This is a genomic window from Pseudomonas sp. SG20056 (assembly GCF_031764535.1).
Taxonomy (GTDB): Bacteria; Pseudomonadota; Gammaproteobacteria; order Pseudomonadales; family Pseudomonadaceae; genus Aquipseudomonas.
Genome location: NZ_CP134499.1, coordinates 1,643,448 through 1,657,893 on the forward strand (window position 1 = coordinate 1,643,448; position 14,446 = coordinate 1,657,893).

Annotated in this window: 14 protein-coding genes; 3 read left to right on the forward strand and 11 right to left on the reverse strand. The window is 61.5% G+C overall.

Features of this window, described 5'->3' with window-relative positions; genetic code table 11:
• Positions 1-81: 81 nt before the first annotated feature.
• Together rnt and pyrC are read right to left on the reverse strand one after the other, a co-directional pair.
• On the reverse strand, positions 82-756 hold the full coding sequence (rnt, locus tag RHP75_RS07860; RefSeq protein WP_305589285.1) for a ribonuclease T: 675 nt from the start codon (positions 754-756) through the stop codon (positions 82-84).
• A complete protein-coding gene (pyrC, locus tag RHP75_RS07865; protein ID WP_311091246.1) occupies positions 753-1,799 on the reverse strand; it encodes a dihydroorotase in 1,047 nt (348 codons plus the stop codon). Before pyrC ends, rnt begins: the two co-directional genes overlap by 4 nt.
• A gap of 205 nt (positions 1,800-2,004) precedes the next feature.
• Between pyrC and RHP75_RS07870 the strand changes: the two genes are divergently transcribed.
• The 3 genes from RHP75_RS07870 to gloA all read left to right on the forward strand — a co-directional run bounded on the left by RHP75_RS07870 (position 2,005) and on the right by gloA (position 4,765).
• Complete coding sequence (locus RHP75_RS07870) at positions 2,005-2,928, forward strand: OmpA family protein (protein ID WP_311091247.1); 924 nt, start codon at positions 2,005-2,007, stop codon at positions 2,926-2,928.
• Positions 2,929-3,059: 131 nt separating this feature from the next.
• Positions 3,060-4,277 carry an argininosuccinate synthase gene (locus tag RHP75_RS07875; RefSeq protein WP_090252361.1) on the forward strand — a complete coding sequence of 406 codons (1,218 nt, stop codon included), beginning with the start codon at positions 3,060-3,062 and terminating at the stop codon, positions 4,275-4,277.
• A 95-nt stretch (positions 4,278-4,372) separates the two neighbouring features.
• The gene (gene gloA, locus RHP75_RS07880) at positions 4,373-4,765 is read left to right on the forward strand and encodes a lactoylglutathione lyase (protein WP_090252363.1); all 393 of its coding nucleotides are present in this window, start codon (positions 4,373-4,375) and stop codon (positions 4,763-4,765) included.
• A 67-nt stretch (positions 4,766-4,832) separates the two neighbouring features.
• On the opposite strand, the gene RHP75_RS07885 is transcribed toward gloA, so the two are convergent.
• The 9 genes from RHP75_RS07885 to metG form a co-directional block, all read right to left on the reverse strand.
• Positions 4,833-5,012, reverse strand: a complete 180-nt coding sequence (locus RHP75_RS07885) for a PA3496 family putative envelope integrity protein (protein WP_269382801.1) — start codon at positions 5,010-5,012, stop codon at positions 4,833-4,835.
• A 249-nt stretch (positions 5,013-5,261) separates the two neighbouring features.
• Positions 5,262-5,900, reverse strand: a complete 639-nt coding sequence (gene nth / locus RHP75_RS07890; RefSeq protein ID WP_311091249.1) for an endonuclease III — start codon at positions 5,898-5,900, stop codon at positions 5,262-5,264.
• On the reverse strand, positions 5,897-6,610 hold the full coding sequence (locus RHP75_RS07895) for an electron transport complex subunit E (RefSeq protein WP_311091250.1): 714 nt from the start codon (positions 6,608-6,610) through the stop codon (positions 5,897-5,899). The genes nth and RHP75_RS07895 overlap by 4 nt, the downstream gene beginning before the upstream one ends.
• Entirely contained in the window at positions 6,603-7,217 is a 615-nt protein-coding gene (gene rsxG, locus RHP75_RS07900; protein WP_311091891.1) for an electron transport complex subunit RsxG, read from the reverse strand. The genes RHP75_RS07895 and rsxG overlap by 8 nt, the downstream gene beginning before the upstream one ends.
• Positions 7,218-7,246: 29 nt before the next feature.
• On the reverse strand, positions 7,247-8,278 hold the full coding sequence (locus RHP75_RS07905) for an RnfABCDGE type electron transport complex subunit D (protein ID WP_311091251.1): 1,032 nt from the start codon (positions 8,276-8,278) through the stop codon (positions 7,247-7,249).
• A 39-nt stretch (positions 8,279-8,317) separates the two neighbouring features.
• The gene (gene rsxC / locus RHP75_RS07910) at positions 8,318-11,014 is read right to left on the reverse strand and encodes an electron transport complex subunit RsxC (RefSeq protein WP_311091252.1); all 2,697 of its coding nucleotides are present in this window, start codon (positions 11,012-11,014) and stop codon (positions 8,318-8,320) included.
• Positions 11,011-11,586, reverse strand: a complete 576-nt coding sequence (gene rsxB, locus RHP75_RS07915) for an electron transport complex subunit RsxB (RefSeq protein ID WP_167145151.1) — start codon at positions 11,584-11,586, stop codon at positions 11,011-11,013. Before rsxB ends, rsxC begins: the two co-directional genes overlap by 4 nt.
• The gene (gene rsxA / locus RHP75_RS07920) at positions 11,583-12,167 is read right to left on the reverse strand and encodes an electron transport complex subunit RsxA (RefSeq protein ID WP_311091253.1); all 585 of its coding nucleotides are present in this window, start codon (positions 12,165-12,167) and stop codon (positions 11,583-11,585) included. The genes rsxB and rsxA overlap by 4 nt, the downstream gene beginning before the upstream one ends.
• A 155-nt stretch (positions 12,168-12,322) precedes the next feature.
• Complete coding sequence (metG, locus tag RHP75_RS07925) at positions 12,323-14,365, reverse strand: methionine--tRNA ligase (protein ID WP_311091254.1); 2,043 nt, start codon at positions 14,363-14,365, stop codon at positions 12,323-12,325.
• Positions 14,366-14,446 lie beyond the last annotated feature (81 nt).

Genomic DNA, 14,446 nt, shown 5'->3' on the forward strand with positions numbered 1-14,446 from the left:
GCGCGTTAGCCATAGCGGCTTGCCGAGTCTTTTTAAAACGCCGCAGGGCCGACGCGCAGCAGATCGTTGACCGCCCTAACCCTAGTCGTCGAAATCCATCCAGCCGCCCATCTCCTTCCAGCGGTTGACGATGCCGCAGAACAGCTCGGCGGTTTTCTCGGTGTCGTAACGTGCCGAGTGCGCTTCTTTGCCATCGAAGTCGATACCGGCGGCCTGGCAGGCCTTGGCCAATACGGTCTGGCCATAGGCGAGGCCGGCCAGGGTGGCGGTGTCGAAGCTTGAGAAGGGGTGGAACGGGTTGCGCTTGATGCCGGTGCGGTTAACAGCGGCATTGAGGAAGCCCAGGTCGAAGCTGCTGTTGTGGCCGACCAGAATCGCCCGCTTGCAGCTATTGGCTTTCAGCGATTTGCGCAGACCACGGAAGATTTCCGTCAACGCGTGCTCTTCGGTCACGGCCATACGCAGCGGGTGATCGAGTTTGATGCCGGTGAAGTCCAGCGCCGCCTGTTCGATATTCGCGCCTTCGAACGGTTCGATACGGAAGAACTGGGTGTGCTCTGGGTAAAGGAAGCCGCCTTCATCCATGCCAATGGTGGTGGCAGCAATCTCCAGCAGGGCATCGGTGGCGCAGTTGAAACCACCAGTTTCCACGTCCACTACTACCGGCAGGTAGCCACGAAAGCGCGCGGCCATCGGGTGGCGCGGGCCGGAGTGGCTGCCGCTTTCGGCTTCGTCGTCGTACAGGTCTTCACTCACGCGTGGCGCTCCAGCAGACGCCAGCGCAGGGTTTCACCGGCGCGCAGCGGGATAACGGTTTGCTCGCCCAGCGGCAGGCTGGCCGGTGCGGTCCAGTCTTCACGCACCAGGGTGATGCTGTCGGTGTTGCGCGGCAGGCCGTAGAAGTCTGGGCCGTTGAGGCTGGCGAAGGCTTCCAGCTTGTCCAGTGCATTGCGCTGTTCGAAGGCCTCGGCATACAGCTCGATGGCCGCATAGGCGGTGTAGCATCCGGCGCAGCCGCAGGCTGCTTCCTTGGCATGCTTGGCGTGCGGTGCCGAGTCGGTGCCGAGGAAGAACTTGGCGTTACCGCTGGTGGCCGCATCCAGCAGGGCATCCTGATGGGTGTTGCGCTTGAGAATCGGCAGGCAGTAGAAGTGCGGGCGAATACCGCCCACCAGCATGTGGTTGCGGTTGTACAGCAGGTGATGGGCGGTGATGGTCGCGCCGACGTTGGCCGAAGCGCTTTGCACAAATTCCACCGCATCGCGGGTGGTGATGTGCTCGAACACCACTTTCAAGGTCGGGAAACGCTCGACCACACGGCTCAGGTGCTCGCCGATAAAGATCTTCTCGCGGTCGAATACATCGATCTCGCTGCGCGTCACTTCGCCGTGTACCAATAGCGGCAGACCGACTTCGGCCATGGCTTCGAGCACCGGAAAAATCTTGTCGATGCTGGTTACGCCCGAATCGGAGTTGGTAGTCGCTCCGGCCGGGTAGAGCTTGGCCGCATACACAAAGCCCGAGGCTTTGGCGGTGCGCACATCGTCAGGCTGAGTCAGATCAGTCAGGTACAGCACCATCAGCGGCTCGAAACGGCTGCCGGCAGGGCGGGCGCTGAGAATGCGCTGGCGATAGGCATCGGCTTCGCTGGCATTGCGTACCGGCGGTACCAGGTTAGGCATGATGATGGCGCGGCCGAAGGTGCGGGCTACATCGGCGACGGTGTGGGGCAGGACGCCACCGTCGCGCAGGTGGATGTGCCAGTCGTCGGGGCGCAGCAGGGTAAGGCGGTCAGTCATGGAAGCTTCCAGGCGGGCAAAACGTGGCGAGAATGCTACCGGAAAAGCCCCCTGGCAGCACGTTGAAAGCAGGCGCGGCAGGTAAAGCTGACTGAAGGCGGGATTGAATCATGGCCCGACTTGCAGAAGAGGCATAAAGCGCTGCTCAAGTTTTTCGCCGTGGCACCGATAGACAGAGGGTAAGCCGTATTCCCTGGAGTCTGTCGTGCGACCCTATCCACTCGCGGTGCTTTGCCTGCTGGCAAGCCAGCCCGTCCTAGCCATCAGCTTCCAGACCCGTCTGGAGAAGATCGAGTGGCAGGTCGAAGGCGATCAGTTCGAGTGCCGTCTGTCGCAACCCATTACTGATTTCGGTTCCGGGGTGTTTGTACGGCGAGCGGGTGAACAGGTGACCTTCAGCCTGAAAGCTCGTGAGCGCTGGCTGGGTGCTGGTAATGCCACCTTGTTGGCGGCGGCGGCGCCCTGGCAGCCGGGGCGCGGTGATATCAACTTGGGCTCGGTCAGCGTGGTACCGGCCGAGGTGCTATTCAACAGTTCGCAGGAGCAGGGCACGCGCTTGCTGACGGGGCTGTTGGAGGGGCGCAGTCCTCTGGTACGCCATCGCACAGCCATGGGGGGGGACGCGGTTGAAGTGCGTCTGTTGCCGGCCAAATTCAACAAGGCCTACCACGAATACCTGGATTGCACGGCCAAGCTGCTGCCGGTGAATTTCGATCAAGTGCGCAAGAGTCAGGTCGGTTTTCCAGGTGGTGGTGTTACGCTGGAACCACTGGCCCAGGCCAAGCTCGATATCATCCTCAGCTTTCTCAAGGCCGACCCCAGCGTCAATCGCATTCAGCTAGACGGCCATGCCGACAATGGCGGCAATCGCCTGACTAATCGCGATTTGTCGCGCCGCCGTGCGTTGGCGGTGATGGAATACCTCAAGGCCAACGGCATTCCTGCCGAGCAGATCACCATGCGTTTTCATGGTGAGCGCTACCCGGTGGCACCAAACAACAATGAAGCCAATCGGGCGAAGAACCGCCGAGTAACCATTCTGCTTGACCGGGTGCCGGAAGCGGCAGTGCCCCCTGCGCCAGAAGCGGAGCCGGCGCCTGCTGCTGCGGACCCTGCGGCCACCTCCTAGCGCCTGCAACTCGTCTGTTGTCCAACAATTATCCGTCGCTTGGTCGTCACAAGCTGTCGCGCCTCTGTAAATCAGGCGGCATGGGCAGTAGAATCGTCGGTTTTCCCGCACAACCCCGTGGAGTTGATGGCATGGCCGACGTAAACAAGGTAGTCCTGGCATATTCCGGTGGCCTGGACACTTCCGTGATCCTCAAGTGGCTGCAAGATACCTATAACTGCGAAGTGGTGACCTTCACCGCTGACCTCGGCCAGGGTGAGGAAGTCGAGCCGGCACGCGCCAAGGCACAGGCCATGGGCGTCAAGGAAATCTACATTGACGACCTGCGCGAAGAATTCGTCCGCGATTTCGTCTACCCAATGTTCCGCGCCAACACCGTCTATGAAGGCGAGTACCTGCTGGGCACGTCCATCGCTCGCCCGCTGATCGCCAAGCGTCTGATCGAAATCGCCAACGAGACCGGCGCCGACGCCATCTCCCATGGCGCCACCGGCAAGGGCAACGACCAGGTGCGTTTCGAGCTGGGTGCCTATGCGCTCAAGCCGGGCGTGAAAGTGATTGCCCCCTGGCGTGAGTGGGACCTGCTGTCGCGCGAGAAACTGATGGACTACGCCGAGAAGCACGCCATCCCGATCGAGCGTCACGGCAAGAAAAAATCGCCGTACTCCATGGATGCCAACCTGCTGCACATCTCCTATGAAGGCGGCGTGCTGGAAGACACCTGGACCGAGCACGAAGAAGACATGTGGCGCTGGACCAAGTCGCCAGAAGCCGCGCCGGATACCCCAACCTATATCGAACTGACCTATCGCGCCGGTGACATCGTCGCCATCGACGGCAAGGCCATGAGCCCGGCCACCGTGTTGGCCGAACTGAACCGCATCGGCGGCGAGAACGGCATCGGCCGTCTGGATATCGTTGAAAACCGCTTTGTTGGCATGAAGTCCCGTGGCTGCTACGAGACCCCTGGCGGCACCATCATGCTCAAAGGTCACCGCGCTATTGAGTCGATCACCCTGGACCGCGAAGTTGCCCACCTGAAAGACGAGCTGATGCCGAAATACGCTAGCCTGATCTACAACGGTTTCTGGTGGAGCCCTGAGCGTCTGATGCTGCAACAGATGATCGATGCGTCCCAGGCCAACGTGAACGGTGTGGTGCGCATGAAACTGTATAAAGGCAACGTGATCATCACAGGTCGCAAGTCTGATGACTCGCTGTTCGACGCCAATATCGCCACCTTCGAAGAAGACGGCGGTGCTTACAACCAGGCGGACGCCGGTGGTTTCATCAAGCTCAACGCTCTGCGCATGCGCATCGCTGCGGGCAAAGGGCGCAAGATGCTCTGATAGACTGGAGCACCTGCACCACACCAAGCCCCGGCCATAAGCCGGGGTTTGCATTTATAAGCCCACACAGCCGGGCATTGATGAGGAGACACCTGATGAGACTGCTGCATACCATGCTGCGCGTCGGCGATATGGATAAATCCATCGCGTTCTACACCGAAGTGCTGGGCATGACCCTGCTGCGCCGTAAGGACTACCCGGAAGGGCAGTTCACTCTGGCCTTCGTCGGTTATGGCGATGAAGCGCACAACAGCGTGATCGAACTGACCCATAACTGGGGCGTGGAAAGCTACGAACTGGGCACTGGTTACGGCCATATCGCCCTGGAAGTGGCGGATGTGTACAAGGCCTGCGAAGACATTCGCACCCGCGGCGGTAAGATCACCCGCGAGCCGGGGCCGATGAAGCATGGCACCAGCATTCTGGCGTTCGTCGAAGACCCGGATGGTTACAAGATTGAGCTGTTGTCGCCATCGCGCGCCGATTAAGGCTGGCTGAGTCTGCTGAGCCACAAAAAAGCCCCGCAGTGTAGCGGGGCTTTTTGTTGCCGGCGGGTTAGAGGTCGAAGTCGTATTCTGCCAATTGCTTGTGCAGGCGGCGCTCTTCGAGGAAGTTATCGATGATGCGGCGCTTGGTCAGGTTGGTCTTGGCAACCTCTACCGGCGCTTCGGTGTCATCCGCTTCTTCGGCAACAAAGTCTTCGTCGAGCTCAAGTTCTTCTTTGTCAGTGCTCATAGATTCACTCCAGGCTACCAGGGCCATCCAGCTGCTGTGAAAACTACTGCGCTCGGCCATGCTGCGTTGGAAACCGGCTCACACTGCTCATTTACAGCTCGTAAACTCCGCGTGTTCGCCTATTTCCGTCTTGCCTGACCTTCGCTCGCTACGTTTTCACACAACCTGATTTGCGCACCTTATAGCGACAAAACCTGGGCGGGTAAAAAAGATTTTTTCAATCAGCTTATTGAACTGCTGAATAGCGGCTCAATCGTCGGAGGTTTTCTGTTTGTATTCGCACAGATCTTCGATGCGGCAGCTGCCACAGCGTGGCTTGCGCGCCTGGCACACGTAGCGACCATGGAGGATCAGCCAGTGGTGTGAGTCGAGGAGAAATTCCTTGGGCACGAATTTCATCAGCTTGTTTTCCACTTCCAGCACGTTTTTGCCGGGAGCAATCCCAGTGCGGTTGCTGACGCGGAAGATATGCGTGTCCACCGCCATGGCCAGCTGGCGGAATGCGGTGTTGAGCACCACGTTTGCGGTCTTGCGGCCGACCCCGGGCAGGGCTTCGAGGTCTTCGCGGTTATCCGGTACCTGGCTGCCATGCTTCTCGATGAGGATGCGGCAGGCCTCGATAACGTTCTTGGCCTTGCTGTTGTATAGGCCAATGGTCTTGATGTATTCGCTCAACCCCTCAACGCCGAGTGCATAGATCGCCTCGGGGGTATTGGCTACCGGGAATAATTTGGCGGTGGCCTTGTTGACGCTGACGTCAGTGGCCTGGGCGGACAGGGTGACCGCTACCAGCAGCTCGAACGGCGAACTGTAGGCCAGCTCGGTCTTCGGCTCGGGGTTGTCTTCATGCAGGCGGCGGAAGATCTCGTAGCGCTTGGCGGCGTTCACTCGATCACTCCGGTCACCCGTACGCGGCGGCTTTGCACTGGAGCATCAACCTGCTGCGCCTTGGCTCGCTCGGCCAGCACCTCATCCACACGGTTTTTGCAGGCGATCAGCAAGCCCAGCACGATAAAGGCACCCGGCGGCAGGATGGCCAGCAGGAAGCCCTTGTACTCGGGGATCAGCGTCAGCTGCCAGTTGGCGGCGATAGGGCCGAACAGCAGGTGCATATTGGCAAACACCGCGCCGGTGCCGAACAGCTCGCGCAGCGCGCCGATCATCACCAGCACCACGCCAAAGCCCAGGCCCATCATCAGGCCGTCATAGGCGGCGCGGGCCGGGTCGTTCTTCGCAGCGAAGCCATCGGCGCGGCCGAGGATCACGCAGTTAGTAGTGATCAGCGGGATAAAGATGCCGAGAATCTGGTACAGCTCGTAGGTGAAAGCCTGCATCAGCAGTTCGATGCAGGTGGTCAGGGCGGCGATGATCATCACAAAGGCCGGCAGCCGCACGGCGGTGTTGACCACGCCGCGCACCAGCGACACGGCGGTGTTGGAGCACACCAGCACCACGGCACTGGCCAGCGCCAGGCCGAGGGCGTTGGCCGCCGAGTTGCTTACTCCGAGCAGCGGGCAGAGGCCGAGCAGTTGTACCAGCGCCGGGTTGTTCTTCCACAGGCCGTTAAGGGTGATCTCGCGGTAGCTGGGACTAGCCATTGGACTTCACCTGGGCTGCGAACAGCTGCTCTTGATTGGCATCGAAATACTGCAGGGCCTTGTGCACGGCCTTGACCACCGCGCGCGGGGTGATGGTGGCGCCGGCAAACTGGTCGAACTCGCCACGATCTTTCTTCACTGCCCAGCCATCCTCGCCGGGATTGCTCAATGACTTGCCGTCGAAACTACGAATCCAGGCGCTCTTGGCCAGCTCGATCTTGTCGCCCAGGCCGGGGGTTTCCCGATGACCCAGCACACGTACACCGGCTAGGCGGCCGTCGGCCTGGATACCGATCAGCAAGTGGATCGCGCCGCTGTAACCGTCCGGCGCGGTGGCGCGCAGGATCACGGCGCTGGGTTTGCCGTCTTGCAGGGCGATATAGGCGGTCTGCGGCGACTTACTGCCGAGCAGAGGATCGTGCAGCTGGATGCTGTTATCCAACAGGTGGTTGTCGTAGCTACCTTGCGGCAGGATCTCGCTCAGAGCGCGCACCTGGGCTTCGCGCTCCGCGTTGGCAATACGCTCGGCCGTGGCTTGCTGCAGCATGGCTACCAGGCCCACGGTGGCGATGGCAAACAACCCGAGCACCAGGGCGTTCTTCAGCATCGAGCGGCTAATTTCAGGTAGGGCCACGGTTACTCTCCCAACTTGAAGCCGCGAGTCGGCTTGCGGTGGCCGTAGGTGCGCGGCCGCGTGTAGTAGTCGATGGTTGGGGCGGCCAGGTTCATCAGTAGCACGGCGAAGGCAACGCCGTCCGGATAGCCGCCCCAGGCGCGGATTACATAGACCAGCACACCCACGCCGATGCCGAAAATCAGCCGGCCGAGGTTGCTGGTGGCGCCGCTGACTGGGTCGGTGACGATAAAGAAGGCGCCGAGCATAGTCGCGCCCGTCAGCAGGTGAAACAGCGGTGAGCCGTTGGAGTCCGAGCCCGAGCCGTTCCAGAACAACAGGCTCATCAGGGCCAGGGCGGCGAGCATGCCCACCGGTGCGTGCCAGGTGAACAGACGCTTGTGCAGCAGGTACAGGCCGCCAGCGAGGAAGGCCAGGTTGACCGCTTCGGTGGCGGCGCCACCGAGGTAGCCGAATGCCGGATTCTGTGCCCACAGCTCGTCGACGGTCAGGCTCTTGTTGACCTTCAACGCGTCCAGCGCGGTGGCCTGGGCCCAGCCGTCAGGCAGGTTGGCGATGCCAAGAATCTGTTGCAGCCCTTCAAGCAGGCCGACCGTATGCGGGGCTGGCCAGCTGGTCATCTCTACGGGGAAGGAAATCAGCACCACCACATAGCCGAGCATGGCCGGATTAAAGGGGTTCTGCCCAAGGCCGCCATACAGCTGCTTGCCGAACAGCACGGCAAAACCCACCGCCACCAGGGTCAGCCACCAGGGCGAATAGGGCGGCAGCGCCAGGGCCAGCAGTACAGCGGTGACCAGTACGCTGTAGTCCTTGAGGAAGAACAGCACCGGGCGTTTACGCAGCGCCAGGATAGCCGCTTCAAAACCCAGTGCGCAGGCGCTAGCCCATAGCAGGTTGATCAACGTGCCGGCGCCGAACAGCCAGGTCAGGGCGAGAATCCCCGGCACCGTAGCCAGCAGCACCTGCAGCATCACTTGCTGGGTGCGGTTGCTGCCCTTGGCGTGGGGCGATGTGATACGGGGCAGGGCCATTGGCGCTCCGGTCGTTGAGTTGGCTACGCAGGGCTGTGATCAGCTGCCTGCGTGTTCCTGTAATTGGCGTTCAGCATCCGCCAGGCGCTGGCGTGCAGTGGCCAGGGCGTCGGCTGCACTGTTGTCATCACGCTCCAGCTTGCGCAGATCGGCGCGGGCAAAGGCCACTTCGGTCTTCAGCGCGCGGGTGGTTTCGTCGATCGGCTGCTTGTCGGTGCGCACCAGCTCGGGAGCCGGCTTGCCAGATGCATCCTCGGCCTGGTGCAGCGCCTGCTCGGCGGCGCTCAATGCTTCGCGCAAGCTGCCAAGCGTGGCTTCATCGCTGCCGGCTTTCTCGGCTTTTTTCAGTTCGGCGCGTTTCATTGCCAGTTCGATCTTGGCTTTTTTCAGCGGATCGGGGGCGTCTGCATCAGACGCTTTCGAGGCAGCAGCTGGCGCCTGGGCTTCCAGGCCAGCCAGGAGTTTTTCGGCGGCTTCCAGCTGGCTGCGCAGTTGCTGCAGTTCGCTGTGCTGCGCGTCGTTTGGTGCTTCGAGTTTTTCCAGCTTGCGCACCTGGGCGCGGAGCATGGCGGCGTCGATCTTGGCTTTTTTCAGTGCACCATCGTTGGCAGCCGGTTTGGCGGCCGGTACTGGTGCCTGGGCTTCCAGGCTAGCTAGGAGTTTTTCGGCGGTTTCCAGCTGGCTGCGCAGTTGCTGCAATTCGCTTTTCTGCTCGTCGCTGGGTGCTTCGAGTTTTTCCAGCTTGCGCACCTGGGCGCGGAGCATGGCGGCGTCGATCTTGGCCTTTTTCAGTGCACCATCATCGGCAGCCGATTTGGCCGCAGGCGCTGGCGCTTGAGATTCCAGGCTGGCCAGCAGCTTCTCTGCTGCTTCCAACTGGCTGCGCAGTTGCTGCAATTCGCTGTGCTGCTCGTCACTCGGTGCTTCGAGTTTTTCCAGCTTGCGCACCTGGGCGCGCAGCATGGCGGCGTCGATCTTGGCTTTTTTCACTGCACCATCGTCGACTGCTGGCGCTACGGCCGGGGCTGGCGGGTTGGCGGCCATGGCGCTATCGAGTGCTTGCTGGGCGATGGTTGCAGCGCTGCGCAGTTCGTCGACCTGGGCCTGTAGTTCGGGGCTGGCATGGGTGGCCAGCTGCTTTTCTGCTTTCTTCAGGGCGACCTGGGCCATGCTGGCTTCGATCTTGAGTTTCTTCTGCTCGTCACTCAGGCCGGGTTTCGCCGGTGGCACAGTGCTGTCCGCTGCTGCCGATGCGGTTTGCGCTTGGGCCGCTTTGGCTTGAGCGGCTTTAGCGGAACGGGCCTGGCGTTCGGCTTCTTTCTGCTCTTCGGCGCGGCGCAGGCGTTCCTGGCGCAGCTCGAAGCGTTGTTTCGATTGCTCGGCCTTGAGCTGCTTCTGCTCTAGGTCGCGAATCTCGCCCTTGGCGGCGCGGTAGTACTGCACCAGCGGGATGCTCGACGGGCAGACATAGGCGCAGGCGCCGCATTCGATGCAGTCGAACAGGTTATGCGCCTTGAGCTGTTCATGCTCCTGACCGATGGCGAAGAAGTGCAGCTGCTGCGGCAGCAGGCTGGCCGGGCAGGCTTCGGCGCATTCGCCGCAGCGGATGCACGGCATGGCCGGCGGTGGCGGTGGCAGCTCGGCGGTGGTCGAGGCCAGCAGGCAGTTGGTGGTCTTGATCACGGGTACGGCGAAGTCGGGCAGGGTAAAGCCCATCATCGGGCCGCCCATGATCAGGCGGTTCAACTTGCTGCGGTTCAGGCCAGCAAACTCCAGCAATTCACCCGCCGGCGTGCCGAGCAGTACCTCGACGTTCATCGGTCGGGCCAGGGCCTCACCGGTCAGGGTGGTAATGCGTGAGATCAGCGGTTTGCCGTGCATCACCGCGTCATGGATGGCTACGCAGGTGCCAACGTTCTGGCAGAGCATGCCGATATCCGCCGGCAGGCCACCGCTGGGCACTTCCACGCCGGTGAGAATCTGGATCAGCTGCTTTTCGCCACCGGATGGGTACTTGGTGGGGAATACCTTGAGCTGATAGCTGCGCTCGTTCAGCGCGCTGCGCACGGCGGCGATGGCTTCGGGTTTGTTGTCCTCGATGCCGATCAGCACCTGATCCGGCTGGATCAGCTGCACCAGAATATCGATGCCGCTGATCAGCTCGTTGGCGCGCTCGCGCATCAGCAGGTCGTCGGCGCTGATATAGGGCTCGCACTCGGTGCCGTTGATGATCAGCGTGTGGATCTTCTGCGTCGGCCGCGCGTTGAGTTTCACCGCCGTGGGAAAGCCCGCACCGCCCAGACCGCTGATGCCCGCCTGGCGAATCAGTTCAACCAGAGCGCTGTTTTCCAGATGGCGATAGTCAGGCTGTGGGGTCAGCTCGATCCATTTATCCAGCCCATCGCTGTCGATCACGATGGCCGGAGCGAGCATGCCGGATACATGCGGGTAAGGCTGCGGGCCGATAAAGCTCACGGTGCCGGAGGTCGGCGCGTGCACGGGTACGCTGACAAAGCCGGTGGCAGCGGCGATCAGCTGGCCTTTCAGCACGCGATCACCCACGGCGACTACAGGTTCTGCGGGCGCGCCGATATGCTGGTTAAGCGGCAGCGTCAGACGCTTGGACAGCGGCGCCGGCTGGATCGGCGTGCGGTTGGACAGCTCCTTGCGCTCGGCCGGGTGAATGCCGCCGGGGATATCCCAGATCAGTGCTTCTGCCTTGTGCAATGCGCTCATGCCGCCTGCTCCCGGTCGCTGGCAATCAGTTGGCCGGGCAGCAGGGGTTTTTCCCATTTCCAACTTTGTACGGTGCTGCCGACTTCCAGCATGTCGATGCAGTCCACCGGGCAGGGTTCGACGCACAGGTCGCAGCCGGTGCATTCGCTGACGATCACCGTGTGCATCTGTTTGGCCGCGCCGACGATGGCGTCCACCGGGCAGGCCTGGATGCACTTGGTGCAACCGATGCATTCGGCTTCGCGGATATAGGCGACCATCTGCGGTTTCTCGCCTTCCACGGCGTCCAACGGCTCGGCTTCAACGTCGAGCAGGTCGGCCAGGGCCTGGATGGTCGCTTCGCCGCCGGGTGGGCATTTGTTGATCTTGTCGCCGCCGGCAATCGCCTCGGCGTAGGGCTTGCAGCCTGGATAGCCGCATTGGCCGCACTGGGTTTGTGGCAGCAGGGCATTGATCTGTTCGGCAATCGGGTTGCCTTCGACCTTGAAGCGCACCGCGGCGAAACCGAGGATGGCGCCGGCCACCAGGCACAGGGCGAGCAGGGCGAGAACCGCGATCAGTACCAGGCTCATAGCTTGATCAGCCCGGTAAAGCCCATAAAGGCCAGGGACATCAACCCGGCGGTGATCATGCCGATGGCCGCGCCCTGAAAGGACTTCGGCACGTCGGCAATCGCAATGCGCTCACGCATGGCAGCAAACAGCACCAGTACCAGGGAGAAGCCGAGGCCGGCGGCAAAGCCGTTGGCGGTGGCGGTGATAAAGGTGAATTCGGCCTTGTTAGCGTTGAGCAGGGCCACGCCCAGAACGATGCAGTTGGTGGTGATCAGCGGCAGGAAGATGCCGAGCACGCGGTACAGCAGCGGGCTGGTTTTGTTCACTACCATTTCTGTGAACTGCACTACCACGGCAATCACCAGAATAAAGCTGATGGTACGCAGGAATTCGATATCCAGCGGCTTGAGCACGTACTGCTGCACCAGGTAGCTGCACATGGCGGCCAGGGTCAGCACGAAGGTGGTGGCCAGCGACAGGCCGATAGCCGTCTCGATCTTCTTCGAGACGCCCATAAAGGGACACAGGCCAAGGAACTGGACCAACACGAAGTTGTTGACCAGGATGGCGCTGACCATGATCAAGGCGAGTTCGGTCATTGCGGGTTCCATTGATGGACGGGCAAAGGCCGCAGGAAAGGGGTGGCTATTATCGGTAAGCCGATCCTGCCATACAAGCCGGATCAGCCTTCCTGAGGTGCTGCCATAAGGCTAGCGCAGCCTGATCAGAGTGGCTGCGCTATTGGGTCGCAGGTTTACTTGACCCGCTGGCCTGGTTTGGCACCGCTGTCTGGGCTGAGCAGGTAGATTTCCTCGCCGCCAGGGCCGGCAGCCAACACCATGCCTTCGCTGATGCCGAACTTCATCTTACGCGCTGCCAGGTTGGCTACGTAAAGGGTCAGGCGGCCTTCCAACTTGCTTGGGTCCGGGTAGGCGCTCTTGATGCCGCTGAACACGTTGCGTTTGGCGTCACCGATATCCAGGGTCAGGCGCAGCAGCTTGTCGGCACCTTCAACGAACTCGCATTTCTCGATCAGGGCGATACGCAGGTCGACCGCGGCAAAGGCGCCGAAGGCGATTTCGGCGGCCAATGGGTCTTTGGTTAGTTCGCCGTTGCCAGCGGCTGCTGGAGCGGCTTCGCTGGCGGCCAGGTCTTCTTTGGAGGCTTCGATCATGGCGTCGATTTTCGCAGGCTCGATACGGGTCAGCAGGGCGCTGAACGGGTTCAACTGGTGGTTGGCCAGCAGCGTCTGGTGGTCGTCCCAGGTCAACGGAGCGACATTGAGGAAGGCCTCGGCGTCGCTGGCCAGTTGCGGCAGCACTGGTTTCAGGAAAATCACCAACTGGCGGAACAGGTTCACGCCCAGGGCGCAGATGGCCTGCACTTCGTCCTGCTTGCCGTCCTGTTTGGCCAGGGACCAGGGCGCTTTGTCGGCGATCCAGGCGTTGGCGCGGTCGGCCAGGGCCATGATCTCGCGCATGGCACGGGCGAAATCGCGGGCCTCGTAGGCTTCGGCGATGCTCGGTGCGGCGACCTGGAAGGCTTCGGTCAGTTCCGGCGCGGCATTGCCGGCCACCAGTAGGCCGTTGTTGCCTTTGTGGATAAAGCCGGCGCAGCGGCTGGCGATATTTACCACTTTGCCGACCAGGTCCGAGTTGACCTTCTGTACGAAGTCTTCCAGGTTCAGGTCGAGGTCATCCACGCCACGGCCCAGCTTGGCCGCGTAGTAGTAGCGCAGGTATTCCGGGTTCAAGTGATCGAGGTAGGTGCGCGCCTTGATAAAGGTGCCACGGGATTTGGACATCTTCTGTCCGTTGACGGTCAGGTAGCCGTGCACGGCCACTGCGGTCGGCTTGCGCAGGCCTGCGCCTTCAAGCATGGCCGGCCAGAACAGGGCGTGGAAGTTGACGATGTCCTTGCCGATAAAGTGGTACAGCTCGGCGGTCGAGTCCTTGTTCCAGAACGCATCGAAGTCCAGCTCCGGGCGCTTGGCGCAAAGATTCTTGAAACTGGCCATATAGCCGATCGGCGCGTCCAGCCAGACGTAGAAGTATTTGCCCGGCTCGTCGGGGATTTCGAAGCCGAAGTAGGGCGCATCGCGGCTGATATCCCATTCCTGCAGGCCGGAATCCAGCCATTCGGCGATCTTGTTGGCCACTGCGTCCTGCAGCGCGCCGCCGCGGGTCCAGCTTTTCAGCATGGCCTCGAAGTCCGGCAGCTTGAAGAAGAAGTGCTTGGAATCGCGCAGCTCGGGTACGGCGCCGGAAATCGCAGAGCGCGGGTTCTTCAGCTCGGTCGGCTCGTAGGTGGCACCGCATTTTTCGCAGTTGTCGCCGTACTGATCTTCGGCCGCGCACTTGGGGCAGGTGCCTTTGATAAAGCGGTCGGCGAGGAACATGCCCTTCTCAGGGTCGAAGTACTGGGTCACCGAGCGGGTGGCGATATGCCCGGCGTCACGCAGCTTCAGGTAGATGGCCGCAGACAGCTCGCGGTTCTCTTCGGAGTGAGTCGAATGGTAGTTGTCGAAGTTGACCCCGAAGTCGGCAAAGTCGGCTGTGTGTTCGGCCTGCACATTGGCGATCAGTTGTTCCGGGGTGATGCCTTCTTTCTCTGCGCGCAGCATGATCGCCGAGCCATGGGCGTCGTCGGCGCAGACGTAGATGGCCTGGTTGCCGCGTAGCTTCTGGAAACGCACCCACATGTCGGTCTGGATGTACTCGAGCATATGGCCAAGGTGGATCGAACCGTTGGCGTAGGGCAGGGCGCTGGTAACGAGAATCTTGCGGGCTTGGCTCATGGGATCGGCTGCACTGGTAACTCAGGGAAGCCGGCAACTATATAGGGGCGGCGGATATTTTTCATCCTTGCACGGGCAATG

Coding starts and splice junctions, on each gene's coding strand:
- rsxC (WP_311091252.1), bottom strand. CDS start 11,014: ATGAGCGCATTGCACAAGGCAGAAGCACTGATCTGGGATATCCCCGGC.
- rsxB (WP_167145151.1), bottom strand. CDS start 11,586: ATGAGCCTGGTACTGATCGCGGTTCTCGCCCTGCTCGCCCTGTGCCTG.
- metG (WP_311091254.1), bottom strand. CDS start 14,365: ATGAGCCAAGCCCGCAAGATTCTCGTTACCAGCGCCCTGCCCTACGCC.
- RHP75_RS07885 (WP_269382801.1), bottom strand. CDS start 5,012: ATGAGCACTGACAAAGAAGAACTTGAGCTCGACGAAGACTTTGTTGCC.
- pyrC (WP_311091246.1), bottom strand. CDS start 1,799: ATGACTGACCGCCTTACCCTGCTGCGCCCCGACGACTGGCACATCCAC.
- RHP75_RS07905 (WP_311091251.1), bottom strand. CDS start 8,278: ATGGCCCTGCCCCGTATCACATCGCCCCACGCCAAGGGCAGCAACCGC.
- gloA (WP_090252363.1), top strand. CDS start 4,373: ATGAGACTGCTGCATACCATGCTGCGCGTCGGCGATATGGATAAATCC.
- RHP75_RS07895 (WP_311091250.1), bottom strand. CDS start 6,610: ATGGCTAGTCCCAGCTACCGCGAGATCACCCTTAACGGCCTGTGGAAG.
- RHP75_RS07875 (WP_090252361.1), top strand. CDS start 3,060: ATGGCCGACGTAAACAAGGTAGTCCTGGCATATTCCGGTGGCCTGGAC.
- rsxG (WP_311091891.1), bottom strand. CDS start 7,217: ATGCTGAAGAACGCCCTGGTGCTCGGGTTGTTTGCCATCGCCACCGTG.
- rsxA (WP_311091253.1), bottom strand. CDS start 12,167: ATGACCGAACTCGCCTTGATCATGGTCAGCGCCATCCTGGTCAACAAC.